Source organism: Curtobacterium sp. AG1037 (genome assembly GCF_003349855.1).
GTDB classification, from domain to species: Bacteria; Actinomycetota; Actinomycetes; order Actinomycetales; family Microbacteriaceae; genus Curtobacterium; species Curtobacterium citreum.
Genome location: NZ_QQAO01000004.1, coordinates 368,387 through 392,006, shown reverse-complemented (window position 1 = coordinate 392,006; position 23,620 = coordinate 368,387). Strand labels below are relative to the sequence as shown.

Annotated in this window: 19 protein-coding genes, 3 tRNA genes and 1 rRNA gene; 18 read left to right on the top strand and 5 right to left on the bottom strand. The window is 73.4% G+C overall.

Features of this window, described 5'->3' with window-relative positions:
* The 8 genes from rrf to DEU32_RS08570 all read left to right on the top strand — a co-directional run.
* Positions 1 to 88 (top strand): 5S ribosomal RNA (gene rrf, locus DEU32_RS08605); the annotation flags it as partial.
* Positions 89 to 232: 144 nt separating this feature from the next.
* Positions 233 to 1,720, top strand: coding sequence for a glutamate--tRNA ligase (gltX, locus tag DEU32_RS08600; protein ID WP_114850115.1), 1,488 nt, complete (start codon positions 233 to 235; stop codon positions 1,718 to 1,720).
* 7 nt (positions 1,721 to 1,727) lie between these two features.
* On the top strand, positions 1,728 to 2,717 hold the full coding sequence (locus DEU32_RS08595) for an NAD(P)/FAD-dependent oxidoreductase (RefSeq protein WP_395858324.1): 990 nt from the start codon (positions 1,728 to 1,730) through the stop codon (positions 2,715 to 2,717).
* Positions 2,718 to 2,762: 45 nt separating this feature from the next.
* Positions 2,763 to 2,834 (top strand) — tRNA-Gln (locus DEU32_RS08590).
* A 426-nt stretch (positions 2,835 to 3,260) separates the two neighbouring features.
* Positions 3,261 to 4,136 (top strand): glycosyltransferase family 2 protein, encoded by an 876-nt coding sequence (locus DEU32_RS08585; protein WP_114850114.1) that lies wholly within the window; start codon positions 3,261 to 3,263, stop codon positions 4,134 to 4,136.
* Complete coding sequence (locus DEU32_RS08580) at positions 4,133 to 5,095, top strand: glycosyltransferase family 2 protein (protein ID WP_114850113.1); 963 nt, start codon at positions 4,133 to 4,135, stop codon at positions 5,093 to 5,095. The genes DEU32_RS08585 and DEU32_RS08580 overlap by 4 nt, the downstream gene beginning before the upstream one ends.
* A gap of 92 nt (positions 5,096 to 5,187) precedes the next feature.
* Entirely contained in the window at positions 5,188 to 7,341 is a 2,154-nt protein-coding gene (locus DEU32_RS08575) for a hypothetical protein (protein WP_147281428.1), read from the top strand.
* A 7-nt stretch (positions 7,342 to 7,348) separates the two neighbouring features.
* Positions 7,349 to 8,206, top strand: a complete 858-nt coding sequence (locus tag DEU32_RS08570; RefSeq protein ID WP_058741705.1) for a glycoside hydrolase family 16 protein — start codon at positions 7,349 to 7,351, stop codon at positions 8,204 to 8,206.
* Between the two features lie 87 nt (positions 8,207 to 8,293).
* Here DEU32_RS08570 and DEU32_RS08565 read toward each other — a convergent pair whose 3' ends face one another.
* Together DEU32_RS08565 and DEU32_RS08560 are read right to left on the bottom strand one after the other, a co-directional pair.
* On the bottom strand, positions 8,294 to 9,799 hold the full coding sequence (locus DEU32_RS08565) for an oligosaccharide flippase family protein (RefSeq protein WP_114850111.1): 1,506 nt from the start codon (positions 9,797 to 9,799) through the stop codon (positions 8,294 to 8,296).
* Positions 9,796 to 10,692, bottom strand: coding sequence for a beta-1,6-N-acetylglucosaminyltransferase (locus DEU32_RS08560; protein ID WP_114850110.1), 897 nt, complete (start codon positions 10,690 to 10,692; stop codon positions 9,796 to 9,798). Before DEU32_RS08560 ends, DEU32_RS08565 begins: the two co-directional genes overlap by 4 nt.
* A 409-nt stretch (positions 10,693 to 11,101) precedes the next feature.
* Between DEU32_RS08560 and DEU32_RS08555 the strand changes: the two genes are divergently transcribed.
* Complete coding sequence (locus DEU32_RS08555; RefSeq protein ID WP_181819236.1) at positions 11,102 to 12,463, top strand: glycosyltransferase family 2 protein; 1,362 nt, start codon at positions 11,102 to 11,104, stop codon at positions 12,461 to 12,463.
* Between the two features lie 37 nt (positions 12,464 to 12,500).
* Here DEU32_RS08555 and DEU32_RS08550 read toward each other — a convergent pair whose 3' ends face one another.
* Complete coding sequence (locus tag DEU32_RS08550; RefSeq protein WP_181819235.1) at positions 12,501 to 13,889, bottom strand: glycosyltransferase; 1,389 nt, start codon at positions 13,887 to 13,889, stop codon at positions 12,501 to 12,503.
* Between the two features lie 313 nt (positions 13,890 to 14,202).
* On the opposite strand from DEU32_RS08550, the gene DEU32_RS08545 reads away from it, so the two are divergent.
* From DEU32_RS08545 to DEU32_RS08510, 8 genes are all read left to right on the top strand, one after another.
* Positions 14,203 to 15,492, top strand: coding sequence for an ABC transporter substrate-binding protein (locus DEU32_RS08545; RefSeq protein ID WP_229666800.1), 1,290 nt, complete (start codon positions 14,203 to 14,205; stop codon positions 15,490 to 15,492).
* A 157-nt stretch (positions 15,493 to 15,649) separates the two neighbouring features.
* Positions 15,650 to 16,624, top strand: a complete 975-nt coding sequence (locus DEU32_RS08540) for a carbohydrate ABC transporter permease (RefSeq protein WP_114850106.1) — start codon at positions 15,650 to 15,652, stop codon at positions 16,622 to 16,624.
* Positions 16,621 to 17,523, top strand: coding sequence for a carbohydrate ABC transporter permease (locus DEU32_RS08535; RefSeq protein WP_114850105.1), 903 nt, complete (start codon positions 16,621 to 16,623; stop codon positions 17,521 to 17,523). The genes DEU32_RS08540 and DEU32_RS08535 overlap by 4 nt, the downstream gene beginning before the upstream one ends.
* A 7-nt stretch (positions 17,524 to 17,530) precedes the next feature.
* Positions 17,531 to 17,923, top strand: a complete 393-nt coding sequence (locus DEU32_RS08530; protein WP_114850104.1) for a hypothetical protein — start codon at positions 17,531 to 17,533, stop codon at positions 17,921 to 17,923.
* A gap of 13 nt (positions 17,924 to 17,936) precedes the next feature.
* Complete coding sequence (locus tag DEU32_RS08525) at positions 17,937 to 18,950, top strand: LacI family DNA-binding transcriptional regulator (protein WP_114850103.1); 1,014 nt, start codon at positions 17,937 to 17,939, stop codon at positions 18,948 to 18,950.
* Positions 18,951 to 19,176: 226 nt separating this feature from the next.
* Positions 19,177 to 19,809, top strand: coding sequence for an MBL fold metallo-hydrolase (locus tag DEU32_RS08520; RefSeq protein WP_114850102.1), 633 nt, complete (start codon positions 19,177 to 19,179; stop codon positions 19,807 to 19,809).
* Positions 19,810 to 19,938: 129 nt separating this feature from the next.
* A tRNA-Glu gene (locus DEU32_RS08515) sits at positions 19,939 to 20,014 on the top strand.
* Positions 20,015 to 20,081: 67 nt separating this feature from the next.
* Positions 20,082 to 20,154: transfer RNA gene (locus DEU32_RS08510), tRNA-Glu, on the top strand.
* A 244-nt stretch (positions 20,155 to 20,398) separates the two neighbouring features.
* On the opposite strand, the gene DEU32_RS08505 is transcribed toward DEU32_RS08510, so the two are convergent.
* Positions 20,399 to 20,902, bottom strand: a complete 504-nt coding sequence (locus tag DEU32_RS08505) for a MarR family winged helix-turn-helix transcriptional regulator (RefSeq protein ID WP_058743298.1) — start codon at positions 20,900 to 20,902, stop codon at positions 20,399 to 20,401.
* Positions 20,903 to 20,986: 84 nt separating this feature from the next.
* On the opposite strand from DEU32_RS08505, the gene DEU32_RS08500 reads away from it, so the two are divergent.
* Positions 20,987 to 22,237 carry an FAD-dependent oxidoreductase gene (locus DEU32_RS08500; protein WP_114850101.1) on the top strand — a complete coding sequence of 417 codons (1,251 nt, stop codon included), beginning with the start codon at positions 20,987 to 20,989 and terminating at the stop codon, positions 22,235 to 22,237.
* 219 nt (positions 22,238 to 22,456) lie between these two features.
* On the opposite strand, the gene DEU32_RS08495 is transcribed toward DEU32_RS08500, so the two are convergent.
* A complete protein-coding gene (locus DEU32_RS08495) occupies positions 22,457 to 23,566 on the bottom strand; it encodes an FAD-dependent oxidoreductase (RefSeq protein ID WP_114850100.1) in 1,110 nt (369 codons plus the stop codon).
* Positions 23,567 to 23,620 lie beyond the last annotated feature (54 nt).

Sequence of the window (23,620 nt, the reverse complement as noted above, 5' to 3'; positions counted from 1 at the left end):
CGGTCACATTCCGAACCCGGAAGCTAAGCCTCTCAGCGCCGATGGTACTGCAAGGGGGACCTTGTGGGAGAGTAGGACGCCGCCGGACTCAACGTTGGTAACACCAGGAAACCCCTGACCATGACTGGTCAGGGGTTTCCTGCGTTTCGGGGCTCCTGCATTTCCGGGCGGCTTCCACAGCGTCTCCCGCAGCCTGCCCGGCGCAGTGGGCTGCCGGTAGGATCGACCCGTCATGACTGCACCGTTCACCGCCGCAACCGGCTCCGACATCCGCGTCCGTTTCTGCCCGAGCCCGACGGGGACCCCGCACGTGGGCCTCATCCGGACGGCGCTCTTCAACTGGGCCTACGCCCGCCACAACGGCGGCAAGCTCGTGTTCCGCATCGAGGACACCGACGCCGCCAGGGACAGCGAGGAGTCGTACGAGCAGATCCTCGACGCACTCCGGTGGCTCCGGTTGGACTGGGACGAGGGCGTCGAGGTCGGTGGACCGCACGGCCCCTACCGGCAGTCGGAGCGTTCGGACGTGTACGACGACGTCATCGCGAAGCTGCGCGCTTCGGGGCACGTCTACGAGTCGTACGTCACTCCGGAGGAGATGGAGGCGCGCAACAAGGCCGCCGGTCGCGACCCGAAGCAGGGCTACGACAACCACGAGCGTGACCTGACCGAGGCGGAGCGCCAGGCCTTCCGTGACGAGGGCCGGCAGCCGGCCCTGCGGCTGCGCGTGCCGGACCGCGACCTGAGCTTCGAGGACCTCGTGCGCGGCGAGATCACCTTCAAGCAGGGGACGTTCCCGGACTTCGTCGTGGTGCGCCCGAACGGCAAGCCGCTCTACACGTTCACGAACCCGGTGGACGACGCCCTGATGGGGATCACCCACGTGCTCCGCGGCGAGGACCTGCTGTCGTCGACCCCGCGCCAGATCGCCCTGTACGAGGCGCTGTACGAGGTCGGGATCACGTCCTTCATCCCGCGCTTCGGGCACATGCCCTACGTGATGGGGGAGGGCAACAAGAAGCTCTCGAAGCGCGACCCCGAGTCGAACCTCTTCCACCACCGTGCCGCGGGCATGGTCCCCGAGGGCCTGCTCAACTACCTCGCGCTCCTCGGCTGGTCGATCGCACCGGACCGCGACGTCTTCACCTCGGACGAGATGGTCGCCGCGTTCGACGTCGTCGACGTGAACCCGAACCCGGCCCGCTTCGACCACAAGAAGGCCGAGGCGATCAACGGCGACCACATCCGGCTGCTCGGCGCCGACGACTTCCGCGCGCGACTGCTGCCGTACCTGGACGGGGTGGTCGCCGACCCGCCCACGCCGGAGCAGGAGCGCGTGCTCACCGCCGCAGCCCCGCTCGTGCAGGAGCGCATGCAGCTGCTCGGCGAGGCGCCGGCGCTGCTCGGGTTCCTGTTCACGGCGGACGACCACCTGGTGGTCGAGGACGACGCACTGGCCTCGCTCAAGGGCGACACGGCCGAGGTGCTCCGTGCCGGCACGGCGGCGCTCGAGGGCCTGCAGGACTGGGACACCGCCTCGATCGAGGCCGCGCTCCGCACGGCGCTGATCGACGAGATGGGCCTGAAGCCGCGGGTCGCGTTCGGACCTCTGCGCGTCGCGGTGTCCGGCCGTCGCATCAGCCCGCCGCTGTTCGAGTCGATGGAGATCCTCGGCAAGGAGTCCACCCTGACGCGGCTGCGTCGGCTCGCGGATCGCTGACGACACCGTGGGAGCTGACGACACGGTGCCCGCCGACGCGGTGCCGGCCGACGCGGTGCCGGCTGAGCTCGTGCAGGCGGACGTCGCGGTCATCGGGGCGGGACCGGCCGGGCTCAGCGCGGCGCTCAACCTCGTCCGTGCACGGCGGACGGTGCTCCTCGTCGACGCGAACCGCCCGCGGAACGCCGCCACGCTGCGGTCGCACGGGTTCGTGACGCGCGACGGCATCTCGCCGCTCGAGCTGCGGCGCCTCGGCCGCGAGGAGGTCGCCGGCTACCCGGAGGCCACCGTCGTGCAGACCGTCGTCGATCGCGTGGCCCTGGACGGCGCCACGTGGACGGTGCACGGCTCGTGGCGCGGCACCGAGACGTCCGCGCGGGTGCGCGCCGTGGTCGTCGCGACGGGCCTCCGCGAGGAGTTCCCCGCGCTGCCGTCGCTCCGGGCGTTCTACGGCACGTCCGCGCACAGCTGCGTCGAGTGCGACGGGTACGAGCACGCCGGTCAGGCCCTCGGACTGGTCTGCGAGACGCCGGACGTCGTCGACCGGGCGCTGCTGTTGGCGTCCTGGACCGACGACCTCGTCGTGTACACGAACGGGGTTGCGTCGCTCGATCCTGCCGGACGTGCGCGTCTGGCAGCCGCCGGGGTGCGGGTGGACGAGCGTCCGGTGGCGGACCTCGAGGGGGACCGGTCTGGTCTCACGGGTGTCCGGCTCGCCGACGGCACGGTGACGCCGCACACGGGGGTCTTCGTGCGCCCGGTGTGGCACGCGGACCTGGACTGGCTCGACGCCCCGGTCGAGCGTGACGGGGAGGGCCTCGTCCGGGTCGACCGGCTCGGACGCACGGGTGTCGCAGGGCTCTACGCGGTCGGTGACGTGACGCCGCCCGGCCCGGAACAGCTCATCGTGGCGGCCGGTCACGGGGCGGCGACGGCGGCTGCCGTGCACCGGGACCTGGTGGGTGGTCTCGAAGACGCTCGGGATGCTGTACAGTAGTTGATCGTGCCCCGGGCAACCGGGAACAGGAGGCCATCGGCCTTTTGGGGTATGGTGTAATTGGCAACACAGCGGTTTCTGGTACCGTCGTTCTTGGTTCGAGTCCAGGTACCCCAGCAACAAGACAAGCGAAAGGCCCCCGGGAATCCCGGGGGCCTTTCGCGTCGTCCGGACCGTCCGCGAACCCTAGGACACGCCCGGATCGCGCTCGAGGCTCGGATCCGACCGGATCGTCCGGAGCAGGATCGTTCGCGCAGGGTCGCTCGCACCGGACCGTCCACACCAGGGCGGGGACCACGCGACGGGACGTGCGGGGCGGGCGCGGGGCGATCCTCCAGGCCGGCGGCGGAGCCGCTTGCGGGTTTCCGTAGCGGTCGCTGGTGAGCCGCAAGGCGGACCCGAGCGCATTGACCCGCCCACGCGCCGCGACGAGGGTTGGAGCACGGACGAGGCGTACCCACTCGTCCAGGACCCCAGGCGGCGTACCCGCGCCCCTGCTGGGAGCCGTCCCCTGCACCCTGAACCCGACAGGAGCACCTCCGCATGTCCGTCAGCCCGGTCCGTCCGGCAGACCCCCGCGTCTCCGTGGTCATCCCGGCGCGCAACGAAGCGCGCAACCTCGAGATCATCCTCCCGAAGCTCCCGCCGGTGCACGAGGTCATCCTCGTGGACGGCAACTCCGTCGACGACACCGTCGCGACCGCCCGCAGGATCATGCCCGGCATCCGTGTCGTGCACCAGACCCGGAAGGGCAAGGGCAACGCCCTCGCATGCGGGTTCGAGGCCGTGACCGGCGACGTCGTCGTGATGTTCGACGCCGACTGCTCCGCGGACCCGGACGAGATCCCGCGCTTCGTCCAGGCGCTCCGCGACGGTGCCGACGTCGCGAAGGGCACCCGGTACGCCCTCGGCGGCGGCAGCGACGACATCACCATCGTCCGGAGCCTCGGCAACCGCGGGCTGAACCTGCTGTGCAACGTCATCCTCGGCACCCGGTACAGCGACCTCTGCTACGGCTACAACGCCTTCTGGGTCGACACGCTGCCGGCGATCGCGCTGCTGTCCTCGACGCTGCCGAAGCCGCTGGACGGCTCGATGCTGTGGGGCGACGGGTTCGAGATCGAGACCGTGCTGACGTGCCGGTGGTCGGCCGCCGGACTGCGCATCGCCGAGGTGCCGAGCCACGAGAAGCTGCGCGTGCACGGGGCGAGCAACCTCAACGCCGTCACGGACGGCATCCGCGTCCTGACTTCGATCGTGCACGAGCGGCGGCGGGCCTCCGGGCGTCGTGCCGTGTCGGCTGCGCCGGTGGTGGCTGCGCCGGTGGTGCTGCCGGCGGCGGCGCACGCGCCGGCCGCTGTGCACCCGGCGTCCGTGCACGCGTCGCCGGCCGGGGCGCTCGAGGGGGACGCCGCGTGACGCGGGTCGCCGTCGTCGTCTGCGCCTACACGCAGCTGCGGTGGGGCGACCTGCAGGACAGTGTCGAGTCGGCGCGTCGGCAGCCGGAGCACCCGGAGGTCGTGCTGGTGATCGACCACGAGCCGGAGCTGCTCGCCCGGGCCCGCGCGCGCTGGCCGGAGCTGCTCGTCCTCGAGAACGCCGAGGACCGCGGCCTGTCCGGCGCCCGCAACACCGGGGTGGCGGCGACGGACGCCGACGTGGTCGCGTTCCTGGACGACGACGCCACCGCCGACCCCGACTGGCTCGGGCACATGCTCGCCGCGCTCGAGGACCCCGCGGTCGTCGGCGTCGGTGGCCGCGCCACGCCGTCCTGGCCCTCGACCACGGGCTCCGGGCCGTACGTCGACGAGCTCCTGTGGATCGTCGGCTGCAGCTACACCGGCCTGCCGGAGACCGCGGGCGACGTCCGCAACGTGATCGGGTCGAGCATGGCGTTCCGTCGCGAGTCGATCCTGCGCGCCGGCGGCTTCCGGTCCGGCATCGGCCGCGTCGGGAACCAGCCGCTCGGCTGCGAGGAGACCGAGCTGTGCATCCGCATCGCCGCGGTGCAGCCGGGTGCGCGGATCCGCCACGAGCCGCGGTCGAACGTGTCGCACCGGGTGTCGGCGGACCGCGTCGGCATGCGGTACCTGCTCCGCCGGAGCTACTACGAGGGCATCTCGAAGGCCGTGCTGGCACGCCGCGTCGGCTCGGGTGATGCGCTCGCCAGCGAGTCCACCTACCTGACCCGGGTGATCCCGCGGGCGGTGCTCCGCGAGCTCCGTGCCGTCGGTCGCGGCGGGCTCGCGCGCGCTGCCACGGTGGTCGCGTCGGTCGCCACGACCGTCCTGGGCTACGCCGTGGGCCGGCTCCTCGGCGGCGTGGTCGTCGCCGCACCGGCACCGCGTCCAGTCGGCGACCCGGTCGGCACGCGATGAGCCGGGGGACCGCGACGCCCGCGGTCGGTGCCCACGTCGCCACAGGACCCGCGTCGGCCCGACGGCGCGAGGGTGTGGACGCGGACGACGTCATGGGACCCGGTGCTCGGCTCGCCGCGGCCGGGGTCGTCGTCGTCGCGCTCGTCGCCGTGGCCCTCGGCGCCGGGCTGCACGTGCCGGTCCTGCGGGGGAGTGCGACCGTCGTCTTCCTGTTCGCCCTGCTCGGCGTCGCGCCGCTGCTGCTCGTCCGGCCGATGCCCCTGGCACGCTTCGTGCTGCTCGCGGTCGCCGGCTCGATCACCGGCACGATCGGGATCGGCTACACGATGGCGACCGTCGGGTGGTGGCACCCGGCGGTGCCCTTCGCGGTCGTGGTCGTCCTGACGTCGGCGGTGCTCGCGTCCACCGTGCTGCGGGACCTCCAGCAGCTGCGTCGACGGGAGCGCCGACCGGCCCGGGCACCCCTGACGGAGTCCGTGCGGACCGGGTCCGGGCGGATCGTGCTCGGGGGGACCGTGCTCGGTCTCGCGACGGTCGTGGTCGCCGCGGTGACCCACGTCGGCGACCCGGTGCCCGCCGGACTGTTCGGTCGGCTCGGGATCGGGCTGCCGGTCGGGCTCGCCGTGCTCGTCGCGGCGGCGGTCGTCGCGTTCGTCCGGGGTCGAGCCGTCGCCGTGCCCGTCGTGGCGCTCGGCCTGGCCGTGCAGCTCGCGCAGGCGATCACCTACGGGATGCCCACCGTGACCGCTGCCGCGCGGCACGTCGGAGTCCTGGAGTACATCCGGCAGTTCGGCCGCACCGATCCGGCCTCGGACATCTTCCAGACCTGGTCGGGGCTGTTCGCCGGGGGCGCGTGGGCGGCCGACGTCGGGGGCATCGTGAACGCGATGACCATCGCCGCGTGGGTGCCGGTGCTGCTCGCGGGCGTCACGACGCTCGGTGTCGGGGTGCTCGCCGCGCACTGGCTGCCCGGTCGACGCCGGCCGTGGATCGCGGCGCTCCTCACCGCGATGACCGGTTCGCTCAACACGACGTACTTCTCGCCGCAGTCGACCGGCGTCCTGCTCGTCGTGGCGATGCTCGTGCTCGCCACCGGTCCGCTCCTGGAGACCGCAGTGCCCGCCGCCGACGGGTCCGTGCAGCGGGTCCTCCGGCCGCGCACCGTGCGACTGCCGCAGGTGCTCGCGATCGCCGTGATCGGCGTCGTCCTCGTCGTCACGCACCAGATCTCGCCGTACCTCGCGGTCGCGGCGCTCGGCGTGCTCGTGGTCTTCCGGCTCCTGCGTCCGTGGTGGCTGCCGGTCGTCGTGCTCGTGCCGGCGGTGGTCTTCGCCGCACTGAACGGCGACGTGCTCGGCCGGTTCCTGTCGCTCTCGGCGATCGGGAAGGTGTTCGACAACGTGCAGCCGCCCGAGCACGACATGACCGTGCTCCCGAAGCCGCTCGTCACCGGGCTGGCCTTCGACGTGCCGGCGGCGACGCTCGTGCTCGTCGGCCTCGTGGCGGTCGTCACCGTGCTGGTCCGACGCGACCGGCTGCACTGGGGGCTCCTCGCCGCGGCCGCGAGCCCGATCTCGCTCCTCGTCGCGACGAACTACGGGCAGGAGGGCATCTTCCGCGTGGTGCTGTTCGCGACCCCGTGGCTGGCGGTGCTCGCCGCCGGGCTCCCGCTCCCCGCCGGTCGGTGGGCTCGCGTCGGGACGGCCGTCCGGGCAGCGTTCCGGCCGGCAGCCGCCCGGTACGTCCTCGCGGCGGCGGGAGTCACGGCCCTCGTGGCGGTCGGCGCCTTCGGACAGACCGCCCTGGACTGGAACCGTGTGACGACCCGGAGCGAGTCGGCGGCGACGCAGTGGTACGACCGGACCGCGCCGAAGGGCTCGGTCATGCTCCTCACCGGTTCGGGGAACGCGGTGCCGGGGAACACCGGCGCCCGGTACTTCGACGTCGACTACGTCTCGCGTGAGGCGCTCGGCCCGTACCCGTCCGGCACCGGCTACGACCCCGACGCCGACGTCTCGACCCTGACGCGGCAGTTCGTCGCGCGGACCACCGCGACGAAGTACTACGCCCTCGTGGCCGCGCCGATGGGTGCGTACGACGAGCGCTACGGCTACCAGCGGTACCCCGACTACGAGCGGCTCGCGGACGCGATGGCGTCGTCGCCGTACTGGCACCGGGTCTGGTCGTCCGGCACCACCGCCGTGTACGAGCTGACCACGGCCGGGATGCGGCATGCCGCGAGCTGATCCACCGATGACGACGACGGCCGGGCGGGCCACCACGGACCGTGGCGGCCCGCCCGGCCGTGGCCGACACCGTGCGACGGCGCTCGGTGTCGGCGCGGTCGTCGGCGCGCTCGCCGTCGGCGCCGCGGTGCTCACGGTGACCGGCGGCTCGAGCGCGCACGACCCGAGCGGCGAGACGATGCCGACCTCGGACGGCGGTGCGTGGCATCGCGTGTACTCCGAGGACTTCGCGGACGACGCGCCGACCGGGACGTTCGCGTCCCGGTACGCCGACCGGTTCACCACCTACGACGGCTTCGCGGACACCGCCGGGACCGGACGGTACAGCGCGTCCGCGGTCACTGCGCACGACGGGCTGCTCGACGTCGGGCTGCGGACGACCGACGGCGGCACCCCGCTGGCCGGTGGCGTCGTGCCGCTCGTCGACGGGCGCTGGGGCGGGCAGACCTCGGGACGGTACAGCATCCGGATGAAGAGCGACCGGGTCGACGGCTACGGCGTGGCCGTCCTGCTGTGGAGCGACGCGAACCGGTGGTCGGACGGCGAGGTCGACTTCCCCGAGGGTGGCCTGGGGCAGCGTGCGTGGCTCAACGTGCACTGCCTGGACGACCCTGCGCGGCAGTGCGTGCACCACGAGACGGACGCCCGGCTCAGCGACTGGCACACCTACACGATCGAGTGGACGCCCGAGCGGATGACCTTCATGGTGGACGGACGCACGGTCGGGACGACCACCGAGGACGTCCCGACGGCGCGCATGCACCTCGTGCTGCAGGCGGGTTCCACCGGTGGCACGCCGCCGCGGGCCGCACGGGGCTCGGTGCTCGTGGACTGGGTCACGATCGACGTCCCCGCGGCGGGCTGAGACCGTCGGCCCCGACGCACGGACCGCACCGCGCCCGCCGCTTGCGCCGGACCGGGCGCACGAGCACGCGTCCGCGCGGCTCCGTCGTCAGGCCGCGGTGGCTCCGCCGCGCGCCGCCCCGAGCCGTCGCAGGAACCACGGCACGCACGCCGCGACGCCGACGACCCGCACGACGTCCCAGGGGGTTTCCTGGGGCAGCAGCAGGGACACCCCGGCCACCACGAGGGCTGCCACGAGGGGCAGGGTCACCCGGGCTCCCGGTCCCCGCCACGCCCGACGGTCGGGCAGCGCGATCAGCTGGGCCGCCGCGAGGAGCGTGTACGCGAGCACGGTCGCGACGCCCGCGCCGAGGATGCCGAGCCACGGGACGAGGACCAGGTTCGCCGCGATGTTCACGGCCCCGGCGCCGGCCGCGATGACGCCGACGGCGACTCCGCGGCGCTCGACCACGAGCAGCCGCCCGGTCGCGCCGCTCGCCACGACGGGCACGGCCGTGACGGCCACGACGAAGACGACGACGCCGAGCTCGTCGACGCGGTACGACGCGGGCGCGAGGAACGGCAGCGCGACGGGCGCCGCGAGCGTCACGGCGAGGACGACGGGCGCCACGAGCCGGTAGAGCTCGTCCCGCGCGTGCAGGGCCAACCGGAGTCGGGCGCCGGCGTCCCGGAGCGCGGCGAAGTGCGGTGCCCACGCCGAGTTCGTGAACGTGAGCAGGAGGACCACGGCCGACCCGACGACGTAGGCGATCTGGTAGCGGGCGACCTCCGCCGGGCCGAGCAGGCTCTGCACGACGACACGGTCGCCGGCGTTGAGCACGAAGTACGACAGGTTGCCGAGGGCGACCGGGACCCCGAGTCGGAACGCCCGGGCCGTGGTCCGCCGGTCGAACAGGCCCTGGAGGCGGGGCCGTGTCGCCGCGATCCCGATCACCATCGCGACGCCCTGGGCGACGACACCGCCCCACGCGTACGTGGTGGCGTCGGCGTGCACCCACAGGAGCAGCCCGAGACCGATGACGGAGCCGCCGACCGACGACAGCAGGCTCGTGACCGCGAAGACCCGGATGCGGTCCTGCGCGACGAGGAGCGCCAGCGCCACCTGGACGACCGCGGCCGGCGCGGTCCAGAGGACGGCGACGAGGAGCAGCGGGTGCGCCCCGACGAAGCCCGCGGCGTCCGCCCAGACCGGGATCGTGGCGAGCGCCGTCCCGGTGACGACCGCGGCGGTCAGCGCGCCGACGGCGAGCAGGCCGCGGGCGCGACGGTCCGAGCCGTCCTCGGCGCGCTGCAGGACCATAGCCTGGTCGAGCCCGGCGACCGCGAGCACGGAGAGCGCCTGGAACAGGGCGATCGAGGACGCGAGGACGCCGAACTCCGACGCGGGCAGCAGGTGCGCGAGGACGGGGGAGATCAGCGACGAGACGACGAGCTGCATCGACCAGACGACGACGTACAGCAGGCCGCGGCCGAACAGTCGGGACGACCCTTCGGCGACGTCGTCGACTGCCGCGTCCGGTGCGTCCGGCACCCGGTCGGACGCGGCCCGTCGTTCCCGACCGAGCGCCTCTCGCCGGGTGAGGGGCTGGGTCACGACCGGACCACGTCCTGCCGCAGGGCGAACGCCCCGTCGATGAGGTCGAGCAGCTCCGTGCTCCGCTCGGTCGAGAACTTCCGCGCGAACAGGTGCGGCAGGCCGCCGTCCGGGACGGTCCGGCGCTCGAGCACCCGTCCGGCGTCGGCGGTCCCGAGCCACGGCGGGCTCTTCCGCCGCGAGTCGTCCCAGCCGATCCACCACAGCGAGTGCTGCACGTGCTCGTCCGCGAACCCGGGGGTGAGCGCCGGGGTCGCCAGCACCGTCGGGACGAAGGTCTCGTCGGCCACCCAGCTGCGCCGCCAGGTCCGGACGAGGTCGGGGCGGCCGTCGAACGCGTCCACGACCGCGGTGGCGTGCCGGCGGGCGAGGACCTTGAGCTGCGACCCGCCGGTCAGGACGACGCCGGTGGGCAGCCGCCGGGGGATCGGCAGCCGCAGCATGTGCTTGTGCCAGGCCCAGTGCCGGTAGCGGAGCCGGGCGAGCCCGCCGTCGCGGCCCCAGAGCGGGTCGGGCAGCGGGAACGTCGCGACGAAGGAGTCCTCGCGGTGCGCCTCGAGGGTCGTGCGGATCTCGGCGGCGTCCGCCAGCGGGTAGTCGCTCCCGGTGAGGACGGCGACGTGGGTCGCGTCCGTGCCGTCGAGCGCGGCCCGGTAGCCGGCGACCTCGGTGACGACGTTCTCCCACCGGGCCCACCCGGTGCGGATGCGCGGCAGGAGTCGGACCCGCTCGGGCAGCCCGTCCACCATCGCGCGGTACACGGACTCCGGGGTGCTCACGTCGCAGTGCAGGAACACGTCGAACGGGTCGAGTGCCTCGACGAGCCGGCGCACGTGCGCAGGGTCCTGGTGCGCGAGCACGACGCACGCCGGGACCGCGGGGGAGATGGCCATGCCGGGACGCTAACCCGGGCGCAGCGCGGCGGGCAGCCGGTCCCGGGCCCCCTGCGGGGAAGCGGCGGTTTCCCGCAGGCACAGGCACAGGCACAGGCACAGGCGCCGGTCCCGTGGCTCAGCCGATCAGCGTCGCAGGCGGAACCTCGGGCAGTCGCAGAGCGCGCAGTCGGTGCCCGAGCGGTAGTGCTCGTGCGCGGCACGCGGGTGCCCGCAGACGCAGGGGTCCGTGTCGGATCCGGCCGGCATGGGTCCTCCTCGTGCCCGGCTCGGGTCGGCCGGTGCGTCACCCGCGATCCTACGGGGCGCGGGCGGTCCGGTCGCGGCAAACCGCACGGCTCGGCGACCGTCGCCGCAACCGTCGCCCGGGTCGCTTGACCCGTCCCGGCCCGCTGCCGAGCATCGGGACGTGACCCCGAGCCGGACCAGCCCGATCGCCAGCAGCGTCCTGACGCTCCGCCCCGCGCTGCCGCGCGCCGACGAACCGACGTGGGCGGGCGCCGCCTGGGTCGGAGCCGTCGACCGACCGACGGCGCTCGCCGCGACGACGGTCGCGCTCGCGGGAGCCGACGGCTTCCGTCGCGCCCGCCTGCTCGTCCGGGACGGGGTCGAGATCGCCGGCTCCGTCGACGTGTCCGTCACCCCGGACGGGGACCTGGACCCGGCGGAGCTGGGTCGGTCGCTGCGCGCGCTGCCGGCCACGATCCTCCCGGCCGACGGCGACACCGCACCCGTGGGGCGCGTCTCCGTCGTGATCGGGACCCGCGATCGGCCGGAGGACCTGCGGACCTGCCTGCGGTCCGTCCTCGCGTCGACGTGGCCCGACCTCGAGGTGGTCGTCGCGGACAGCGCGCCGACCACGTCGGCGACGCGGGACGTGGTCGCCTCGATCGCGGATCCTCGCGTCACCTACGTCCTGGAGGCACGGCCTGGCGTCGCGCGGGCACGGAACGCCGGTCTCGCCGTCGCCACGGGCGACGTGGTCGCGTTCACCGACGACGACGTCGTCGTCGACCCCGACTGGGTGACGGCCGTCGCGGGCGCGTTCGCGCGCGACGCGGACGTCGCGTGCGTGACGGGGCTCGTGCCGAGCGCGGAGCTCCGGACGCCCACGCAGCGGTGGTTCGACGAGCGGGTGACCTGGGCACGGAACACCCGCCGCCGGGTCTTCCGTGCAGCGGAGCCGCCCGCCGACCTGCCGCTCTTCCCGTTCTCGGTCGGGGCCTTCGGCACCGGGGCGAACGTGTCCCTCCGGCGCTCGGCCGCGGTCGCGCTCGGCGGGTTCGACGACGCGCTCGGGGTGGGGACGCCGACGAAGGGCGGCGAGGACCTGGACGTGTTCGTCCGGGTGCTGTCCTCCGGCGCGGCGCTCGCGGTCGAGCCCTCGGCCGTGGTGTGGCACCGGCACCGCTCGGAGCCGGCGGCGTTGCGCGCGCAGGCGGTCGGCTACGGCGCGGGGCTCGGCGCGTGGGTCACGAAGCTCGTGCTCGACCCGCGGACGGCGCTCGCCGTGGTGCGGCGTGCGGTCCCGGCGCTGCGGCGGCTCGGGTCGCTCGGGCAGGACGACGGTGCGCGGTCGGCCGGTGCTCCTGGCGCGGTGGGTGCGGGTGGTGCGGTGGGCGGCGCCGACGTGGCGGGTGTGGGCTCGTCCGGCGCGTGGGCGGCCGACGAGGAGCTCCGTGCGGCGACGGTCGGGTTGCGGCGGATCGAGCTGACCGCGGCGCTCGGCGGGCCGTGGCGGTACCTCGTGTCGCGGCGCGCTCGGCGCTGACGCCGGCAGGCGCGGGCAGCGGGACGCCCCGCGCGCGTCATGCGCCGGTGTGCGTCCGCTCGACCTCGCGCCAGGCGCGCCGGCTGCGCAGCCACGCGGCCGGTCCCGCCGGGAAGCCCCGGAGCTCGTGGAACGCCAGGGACCGCGGCACGCGCGTCGGGGGCACCGCCGACGGGTTCACGGTCGTCGCCGTGGCGCTCCCACGTCGGACGAGTCGGCCGAGCACCCGGCCGGCCATCGCACGGGCCGCCGGGGGAGCGAGCCGCACCAGGGCCGCCAGGTGCCGACGGTCCGCCGACACGAGTGCGCAGAGCAGCGCCGTGAAGCCCACCCCGTTCGCGTGCAGCTGCCCGTGCAGTCCGGCCAGGTCCGGCCGGTGCCGGTGGTGCACGACCGCGCGCGGCTCGACGCCGATCCGCCCACCGCGCCACAGGACGTCGATGAACATCGCGAGGTCCTCGCCGCCACGTGCGGGGACGCCGGCACCGAGCACCGGGTCGAACCCGCCGACGCGGTCGAACACGCTCCGACGCACCGCCCAGTTCGCACCGGCACCGTACCCGCCCACGCCGTACACCGGGAACCGCCGACGGACAGAGCCGTCGGCCGCCACGGCGGAGACCCGTGCGTGCCGCAGGGCCCCTGGAGCGTCCTCGGGCACCAGGGTCAGGGGATCGAAGGTGCGCTCGCCGCTGAACCCGCCGTAGTACGCCTCGTACCAGATCTGCGCGGGGGTCTCGAGCTCGGCCGGCAGGATCATGCCCGTGACCGCGTCCAGCTCGGGCTCCCGGACGAACCGGGTGCCGATCATCCGGAGCCACTGCGGGTCGACGCGGACGTCGTCGTCCGTGAAGGCGACGACCTCGCCCGTGGCCGCCGCGACACCGGCGTTCCGTCCGGCGGAGCAGCCCGGGCGACGCTCGACGACGAGGCGCACGTCGTGCCCGGCGAGCAGTCCGGGGAGCGGGTCCCCGGCCGGGACCGCCACCCGGTTGTCGACGACGACGACCTCGTAGGACGGGTAGTCGAGTGCTGCGAGGTGGTCGAGCAGCCGCGCGATGTCGGCCAGGCGCGTCACGATGGTCGAGACCACGACGGAGACGGACGGGAGCGCGGCGTCCGGTACCGCGGACGTGCCGGCGGTCCAGCCCGTCGACACGACGGACGAGCCGGCGTGCAGGCCGTCCGACGAGCCGGTGTGCGCGTCGGCGGGGCCCGCAGCGAGGGCTGCGATCGCCCGCCCGGCGTCGGCCGGGTCGTCGGTGAGTGCGACGTCGAGCGTCGTCACGGGGTGGCCGTCGCGGTACCCGACCACGAGCGCGGTCACCCCGCGGTCGTCGGCGACGAGGTCCGGGAGCGGGGCGTCCAGGTCCACACGGACCACCCGTCGGGGACCGGGGGTCGACACGGGCGTGAGCAGGGCCATGTCCGGACGGTACCGAGCACTGCGGGAGACGGACAATGCCCGCCGAGGGCCGTGGCGGACTTCCGACGCGGTTCCTGCGTGGTCCCGCAGACAGGAGGCCTCAGATTCCGCACTGCCGGGAAAGTGAGCGCTCACCAGGGGAAACCGTCCAGTGGGTGGAGATCACGGGCAGGTCACGATCTCTTTGCAACCGGTTGCGAAGGTCTTCTGGATGGGCGTAGCTTCCTCATCCAGCAGGCAGCGCCGCCTGCTCCAGGCCGCGTCGTCGCACCCGATCGACGCCCCCTGGTGATCTCGATGAGGAGACAACGCTGTGCAGAAATCTCGCGCCAAGGTGCGCTTCGCATCCGTCGCCGGGGTCGCCGTCATCGGCCTCGTGCTCACCGGCTGCTCGTCCGGCGGCTCGGCCAGCTCGAACGACGCCTCGAACGGCCAGGACAGCCGGGGACCGATCACGTACGTGCAGGGCAAGGACAACTCGAACGTGGTCCGCCCGCTGATCGAGAAGTGGAACGCCGCCCACCCGGACGAGAAGGTCACGTTCAAGGAACAGTCCGACCAGGCCGACCAGCAGCACGACGACCTCGTGCAGCACTTCCAGGCCAAGGACGCGAACTACGACGTGGTCGACGTCGACGTCGTCTGGACCGCGGAGTTCGCCGCGAAGGGCTGGTTGACCCCGCTCACCGGCAAGATGAAGATCGACACCTCGAAGCTCCTGCCGTCCACGGTGAAGACCGCGACGTACAACGACACGCTCTACGCCGCACCGCAGACCTCCGACGGTGCGCTGCTCTACTACCGCAAGGACCTCGTCAAGACGCCCCCGACCACGTGGGCCGAGATGATGAAGGACTGCGACATCGCCAAGCAGGCCGGCATCGGCTGCTACGCCGGTCAGTTCGCGAAGTACGAGGGCCTGACCGTGAACGCCTCCGAGGCGATCAACGGCTCCGGTGGTTCGGTCCTGAACAAGAGCGGCTCGCCCGACGTCGACACGGCCGATGCGAAGGCCGGTCTGCAGAACCTGGTCGACGCGTTCAAGGACGGGAACATCCCGGCCGAGGCGATCACCTACCAGGAGGAGCAGGGCCGCACCGCGTTCGAGAGCGGCAAGCTGCTGTTCCTGCGCAACTGGCCGTACGTCTACAACCTCGCGAAGACCGACGGGTCGAGCACGGTGAAGGACACGTTCGGCATCGCGCCGATCCCCGGCAAGGACGGCACGGGCGCCTCGACGCTCGGCGGGCACAACGCCGCGATCAGCGTGTACTCGAAGCACAAGGCGACCGCGCACGACTTCCTCGAGTTCCTGGAGTCGAACGAGACGCAGAAGTTCTTCGCGACGCAGGGCTCGCTGGCCCCGGTCGTCGGTGACCTCTACACCGACTCCGAGCTCACGTCGAAGCTGCCGTACCTGCCCACCCTGCTGAAGTCGATCGAGTCGGCCGAGCCGCGTCCGGTGACGCCGTTCTACCCGGCCGTGACGAAGGCGATCCAGGACAACTCCTACGCCGCGCTCAAGGGCTCGAAGAGCGTCGACGAGGCCGTCAAGGACATGCAGGCCGCGCTCAAGACCGCGACCAGCGGCAACAGCAACTGACCGTGGCCCGCGGCTGACGCCGCAGCGGACTGGAGGATCGTGGCGGTCCCGCCACGATCCTCCCGTCCGCCCCCACATGCGTCCCGACACCCGGCAAGGAGGCCGCCACGTGTCCGCAGCAACCGAGATCCCCGCCGCCATCCCGAACCCACAGGGGATGGAGCCGCCGAAGCGGCGCAAGGGCGGACTGAACGCCGAGCACGGCCGGTGGGCCGTGTACCTGATCGGCCCGACGATCGTGCTCCTCGCGATCGTCATCGGCTACCCCGTCGTCAGCGCCGTCATCCAGTCGTTCCAGCTCGACGCCGGACTCGACAAGGCGACCGGCCTGTTCGTGCAGGGCGGGTTCGCCGGCGTCACGAACTACGTGCACTGGCTCGCACAGCAGTGCGGCGACACCACCTGCCCGCCCGGCAACCTCGGCTCGCAGTTCTGGGTGTCGATGGGCAACACGGTCTTCTTCACCGTGGTGACCGTCGCGCTCGAGACCGTCATCGGCGTGTGGATGGCGATCATCATGAACCGCAACTTCAAGGGCCGCGCCTTCGTCCGTGCCGCGATCCTGGTGCCGTGGGCCATCCCGACCGCCGTCACCGCGAAGCTCTGGTACTTCATCTTCGACGCAAACGGCGTGCTCAACCACGTGCTCGGGCAGCAGATCCTGTGGACGTCGAGCGAGTGGGCGTCCCGCTGGGCGATCATCATCGCCGACACCTGGAAGACGACGCCGTTCATGGCGCTCCTCATCCTCGCCGGGCTGCAGCTCATCCCTGAGGAGGTCTACGAGGCCGGGAAGATGGACGGCGCCTCCACCGTGCAGCGCTTCGTCAACATCACGCTGCCGCTCATCAAGCCCGCGCTGATGGTCGCCGTCCTGTTCCGCGTGCTCGACGCGCTGCGCATGTACGACCTGCCGGCGATCCTCACGGGCGGCGGCGGTGGCTCGGGCAACGCGACGACCACGCTGTCGATCCTGGTCGTCGACCAGATCCGGCAGGGCTTCAACTCCGCCTCGGCACTCTCCACCATCACGTTCCTGGTGATCTTCCTCGTCGCGTTCGTCTTCGTCCGGTTCCTCGGTGCGAACGTCGTGCAGACCCAGGCCGCCCAGCAGAAGGGTGAACTCAAGTGACGCTTGCAGCAGACCGGCTACACATTCCCGCCGAACGTGCTGGCGCACGCGGCGATGTCAGGGTCAAGCGGCACACCGGCCCGCGGCTCCGCACCGGCATCCAGGCCGTGGTCATCGCCGTGTGGTGCCTGCTGCCGTTCTACTGGATGGTCGTCACGAGCTTCCGGGACGTCGGCTTCACGTTCGACGCCACCCCGTGGCCGACCCACGTCACGCTCGACAACTACGCGACGGCGTTCTCGACGGCGCTCGGCAACCATCTCGGCCGTGCGCTGCTGAACAGCCTGCTCATCGGCGGCGTGGTCACGATCATCGCGCTGCTCGTCGGCACGAGTGCGGCGTACGCGCTGGCCCGGCTCGAGTTCAAGGGGAAGTCGCTCATCGCCGGCGCCATCCTCGCCGCGTCGATGTTCCCGGGTGTCGCGCTGATCTCGCCGCTGTTCCAGCTGTTCACGGACATCGGCTGGATGGGCACCTACCAGGCGCTCATCCTGCCGAGCATCTCGTTCGTGCTGCCGCTGACCGTCTACACGCTCGCGTCGTTCTTCCGCGAGATGCCGTGGGACCTCGAGGAGGCGGCCCGCATCGACGGGTGCACCCGGGTGTCGGCGTTCCGGCGGATCATCCTGCCGCTCGCCGCGCCCGCCGTGTTCACGACCGCGATCCTGGCGTTCATCTCGTCCTGGAACGAGTACCTCATCTCGTCCCAACTGTCGTCCGACGCCACCCAGCCGGTCACCGTCGCGATCGCGTCGTTCGCCGGGTCGCAGCCGCACCAGGAGCCGTACACCGCGGTGATGGCGGCGGGCACGATCGTCACGATCCCGCTCGTCATCCTCGTGCTCGTGTTCCAGCGACGCATCGTGGCCGGCCTCACCGCCGGCGGCGTGAAGGGCTGACGGAGTCATGGCACAGCGAGGACCCACCCGTCCCACCGCCCGGATCGAGGAGGCGATCGGCTTCGCCGGCACCTTCGGCGTCCTGTTCCTCGGCGTCACGGTGTTCTGCGAGGTCACCGGACGCCCCGCGCTCGGCTGGGCGATGACCCTGCTCGTCTGCGTGCTCGCGGTGGTGGTGCTCGACCGGTGGCGGGTCTCCGTCCTCCGGCGGCACGCGGCGGCGACCGGGGTCGTCGACGGCATCGGTGCGACGGGACCGGCGAGCGGCCGGCCCGGGTCCTCCCGGAGCGGCGTCGACCGCGCCGCTCCGGGCCGGACCGCGTCCGTGTCCGCACCGGCGTCGCCGGCCGCGGTCCGGACCCGGCCCGTCGCGGACGCGACGCACGGCGCCGACGGCTGACGGGCCTCCCGGCATGCCCATGGGGATCCAGGAGATCGCGACCGTCACGGGCCTGTCCAAGTCGACCGTGTCCCGCGCGCTGCGGGGGATGCCGACGGTGGCGGACGCCACCATCGACCAGGTGCGGCGGGTCGCCGACGAGCTCGGGTACGTGCCGAGCTCGGCGGCGGCCGGACTCGCCACCGGACGGCAGCGGGCCGTCGGGGTGGTGGTCCCGGTGATCGACCGGTGGTTCTACGTGCGGGCCCTCGGCGGGGTCGACGCGGAACTCCGTCGGGCCGGGTACGACCTCGTGCTCTACAACCTCGGCGGTCCCGGCGGCGACCGGGGTCGGGCGTTCCGGCGCTCGATGCTCCGGCATCGGGTCGACGGCCTCGTGCTGCTCTCGCTCGTGCTCGACGAGACCGAACGCGCCGAGCTCGAGCTCACCCGGCACCCGATGATCGTGATCGGGGGACCCGCGCCCGGGCTCCGCAACGTCGGGGTCGACGACCTCGCCGTCACCGAGACCGCGATCGGGCACCTCGCCGGGCTCGGCCACCGGGAGGTCGCGTACCTCGGCGGCCAGGACGAGGACGGTATGAACGTCGCCGTGCCGTACCTGCGCCGGGACGGGTTCGCGGACGCGATGCACGCGCGGGGCCTCGACGTCCGCGCGGACCGGCTCCTCGACGGACGCTTCTCGTTCGCCGGGGGAGTGGCGGCCGGTGCGCACCTGTTCGACCGTGACCCGGCGGACCGTCCCACGGCGGTGTTCTGCGCCTCGGACGAGATGGCGCTCGGGGTGCTGCTCGCGGCGTCGCGGGCCGGGCTCTCGGTCCCGGGGGACGTCTCCGTGATGGGCATCGACGGCCACGAGTACGGCGCGGTCGTCGGGCTGACCACCGTGGCGCAGGACCCGGAGGCGCAGGGCCGCGCGGCGGCACGGGCCGTGCTCGCCGAGGTCGACGGTGGCTCGGCGGGTCCGCTGCCCGCGGCGCCGGCGGAGCTCGTGGTGCGCACGTCGACGGCGGCCCCGCGGCGGTAGGGCGCGGGGCTGGACGTGGCGGCGCGCCGCGATCGCGCGGGCCGGTCCGTGGTGCGGCGTGCTGCCGCACAACCGGAAGCACGCCGCGCCGTCGAAGTCCGTGGCACGGTGTGCTTCTGGTTGTGCCGAGGCCCGCCCGGCCCGGCCGCCGGCCCGGCCGCCGGCCCGGCCCGCCCGGCCCGCCCGGCCCGCCCGGCTCGGCGCGCCCGGGCGTAGGGTCGCCGGCGTGGAGGTCACCAAGCTCGAGCACGCCTGCCAGGTCGTCCGGTCCGGGGCCGCCCGCCTGGTGCTCGACCCCGGCGAGTTCAGCCGGCCGGTCGAGGTCACCGGGGTCGCGGCCGTCGTCGCCACGCACCAGCACCCCGACCACGTCACGGCCGAGCAGGTCGCCCGGATCCTCGCACGCAACCCGGACGCGGTCGTCCTCGGACCGCCCGGGGTCGCCACGGTCCTCGCCGACGCCGGGATCACCGTGGACGTGGTCACCGACGGCGACCACCGCGAGGTCGGCCCCTTCACCCTCGACTTCCACGGCACGCGGCACAACGTGATCCACGCGTCCGTCCCCGTCGTCGACAACACCGGCGTGCTCGTGGACGGCCGGCTGTTCCACCCGGGCGACGCCTACACGGTGCCGGGGGTCCCGGTCGAGGTCCTCGCCGCACCCGTCGGCGCCCCCTGGCTCAAGGTCGCCGAGATGATGGACTGGATCGCCGCGGTCGCGCCGCGCCGTGCGTACCCGATCCACGAGGCGACGCTCTCCGCGGTCGGCTTCGCGATGCACACGGGCCGCCAGCGCGAGGCGCTCGGCGACGGGGAACTCGTGGTGCTGCAGCCGGGCGACGTGCTGCAGGTCTGACCCGACACCGGCCTGGAGGCACGCCCCACCACCCACGGATCTGCCCGCTCCGGGCGCGGCACACCCGGGCGACACGCCTCGTTTTGGCAGTGCGCTGCGGCTGTGCCATACTTATCGGGTTGTCGGAACGGCCCCATCGTACAGCGGCCTAGTACGTCGCCCTCTCACGGCGGTAACGCGGGTTCGAATCCCGCTGGGGTCACCAAGAGCAGGTCACTTCGGTGCCTTGCCTCCGTGTCCGACAACACGTGTGCTCCGTCCGCGGAGACCACGGCCCCATCGTACAGCGGCCTAGTACGTCGCCCTCTCACGGCGGTAACGCGGGTTCGAATCCCGCTGGGGTCACACACTACGAACCCCCGTCGAGCTCCGGCTCGGCGGGGGTTCCGTCGTTCCCGGACTGTGTCGCCGCCGGGCTCTGTCGACTCCGGGCTCGGAGCTCCGAGCTTCGAGCTCCGAGCGCTGCTTGCGCGCTGCTGCCCGTGCGTCGCGCGTCTCCGGTCGCTCGTCGATTGAGCAGAAGACGTCGGACATCCGGATCCGACCCGACAGCTTCTGCTCCACCGTGGAGGTGGAGGCTCAGCCGCGCTCAGCCGCCGGAGCGCCCGCGCCGTGCCAGTCGGGCGTTCGCGGTCGTGGCCGCCTCCGTCATCCGGTCGAGGAACGCCAGCGCCGCCCGGGTCTCGTCCGGCGCCGACCCGCGGAGCGTCGACGCGATCTCCTGCCCGGCGAACCCGAGGAACGCCGCGTTCGCCCGCTGTGCGGTCTCGGTCGTCCGGAGCGTCACACGCCGCCGGTCGGTGCTCTCCCGGTGCCGGGTGACGTGCCCTGCCGACTCGAGCCGGTCGACCAGGACCGAGGTCGCCCCGGAGGTCATCCCGATCCGCCGCGCCAGCTCGGCGGGCGACAGCGGCTCGCCGGCCCGCTCGGCCCAGAGCACCTGCCCGAGGGCGTTGGCGTCGGACGGCGTCAGGTCGACCCAGGCGCCGAGGTGCCGGTTCAGCTCGTCGAACGCCACCGCCCAGTCGCGCAGGCGCTGCATCACCGCGACCTCCACCTCGGTCCACGCGGTGTCGAGCGGGTCGACGTCCATCCAGGTTCCTCCACAGTCAAGTCGCTTCACTGTAAAGCACGACGGCCGAGCGGTCGCCCGACGACAGCACACGAGGAGCAGGACATGTCCGCACCACACGCAGTGATCTCCGGAGCGAGCATCGCAGGTCTGTCCGCGGCCTGGTGGCTGCGCCGCACCGGTTGGGACGTCACGGTGATCGAACGTGCGCCGGCGTTCCGCGACGGCGGCCAGAACGTCGACGTCCGCGGCGTCGCCCACGAGGTCCTCGAGCGGATGGGCCTCGTCGACGCCGTCCGCGCGGCGAACACGACCGAGACGGGCACGGTGCTCGTCACCCAGGACGGGTCGGTCCGGGCCGAACTGCCGAGCGACGGCCCGGACGGCGCGACCGCCGAACTCGAGGTGCTGCGCGGCGACTTCGCCCGCATCCTGCTCGACGACCTGCCCGAAGGGGTCGAGGTCGTGTACGGCGACACGATCACCTCGGTGACCGACCGCGACGACGCCGTCACCGTGACGACCTCGGCCCGACGACGGTTCGACGCCGACCTGCTCGTCGTCGCCGAGGGCGTCCGGTCGTCGACGCGGAGCCTCGTGTTCAACGCCCCGGACGACGTCGACCCCCGCGACCTCGGCGTCACGATGGCCTTCGGCACGATCCCGCGCACCGCCTCCGACGACGACCGCTGGCGCTGGTACACGGCGGTCGGCGGCCGTCAGGTGCACCTCCGGCCGGACCCGCACGGCACCACGAGGGCGATCCTCGCGTACGCAGCCGAGGGCGACCAGGACGACCTGGGCGACGTGGACAGCCGGGACCGATCGGCCGTCGTCGCGGCCCTCGCCCGTCGGTACGAGGGTGTCGGGTGGGAGACCGACCGTGTCCTCGCGGGCTTCGCCACCACCGACGACCTGTACGTCGACCGCCTGACCCAGATCCGGATGCCGTCCTGGCGGCGCGGGCGTGTCGCCCTGGTCGGCGACGCCGCGTGGTGCGTCACGCCGATGGGCGGCGGCGGGGCGTCACTCGCCCTGACGAGCGGCTACGTCCTCGCCGCGTCCCTGGCCGCCCAGCTCTTCGACGACACCGCAGCCCGTGACGACACGTCGTCCGCGTCGGTCGAGCGGGCGCTGGCGGCCTTCGACGACTGGATGCGTCCGCTCGTCGACGACGTGCAGGGCATCCCGAGCGGCGTCGTGCGGTTCGCCTACCCGCGCAGCCGGGTCGGACTCGCGGCACGGTGGGCCGTCGACGCGCTGCTCCTGTCGACGCCGCTCCGCTCGCTGGCCGCGCGGGTGACCCGGGTCGCGGACACCGACCGGCCGCTCCCACCGCTCACCGTGGCCTCCTGAGGCATCCCCCCGAGCGCCGGACGCCGCCGAGCCCGCGAGACGCCGCCGGATCCCGGGGCGTCTCGCTGCGCTGGGGGCGTCTCGCGGACGCGGGGCGTCTCGCAGGCGCAGGGCGCGGGAGCGGGAGCGGGTGCACGTGCGTCCGGCGTCGCGACCCGACCAGGCGACGGACGGGAGGCGCGGGGCGGGCTGGCGCCGTGCCTCCCGCCCGTCCTGTGGTCACGTCGCGGACGGGACCGGCGCGCCGTCGAGGAACCGCGCGACCTCGCGGGCGGCCGCGCGTCCCGCGCGGTTCGCGCCGATCGTGGACTGCGACGGTCCGTAGCCGACCAGGTGCACACGGGGGTCCGCCGTGACCTGCGTCCCGGTCATCGGGATGCCGCCGAGCGGGCCGCGCAGCCCGAGCGGCGCGAGGTGGTCGAGGTCGGCGCGGTAGCCCGTCGCCCAGAGGACGACGTCGACCGAGGTGGACGACCCGTCCTGCTCGACGACCCCGTGCGGCCCCATCCGCGTGAACATCGGCCGCCGGTCGAGCACGCCGCGCTCCCGGGCAGCCACGGCGTAGTCGGTCCAGATCAGGCCCGTGTAGGACACGATGCTGCCCGGGGTGCGACCGGCCATGACGTCCGCCGCGACCCGGCGCTCGACGTCGACCCCGTCGAGCTCGTGGACGAAGTCGCCCGGCAGGAACACCGGCTCGCGGCGGGTGTACCAGACGGTGTCGGTCACCCGGCTGACCTCCTCGAGGAGCTGCACGGCCGAGATCCCGCCACCGACGACCGCGACGCGCCGGCCGCGGAAGTGCTCGGCGTCGACGTAGTCCCGGCTGTGCAGCTGCTCGCCGGTGAACCGCTCGGCGCCGGGCACGTCCGGGACGACCGGGGTGTCCCAGGTGCCGGTGGCGTTCACGACCGCACGGACCCGCCAGTCGCCGCGGTCCGTCCCGACGAGCAGCGACGCCGAGGTCGTCGCACCGAGGGACCGGACGGCGCGGACGTGCACCGGGCGGTGGACCGGCAGGTGCTCGTGCTCCTCGTACGCCGCGAAGTACCGGGGGACTGCCGTGCGGCTCGGCTCCTCAGGGTCGATCGGTGGCACGGGCATGCCGGGCAGGTCGAAGATGCCGTTCACGGTGCGCATCCGGAGTGACCCCCAGCGGTGCTGCCACGCCCCGCCCGGCCGCGGGTTCGCGTCGAGCACGACGACGCTCCGTCCCGCCGGGTCGCCGTCCGGGACGAACCCGCGGCGGACGAGGTGGTGCGCGGCCGACAGTCCGGCCTGCCCGGCCCCGACGACGGCGACCGACGCGGTGGCGGGGGCAGCGGGCACGGTCCGACGATAACCCGGCGGGTGCGTCGCCTGTTCCGGGGGACAGTCCCGCCA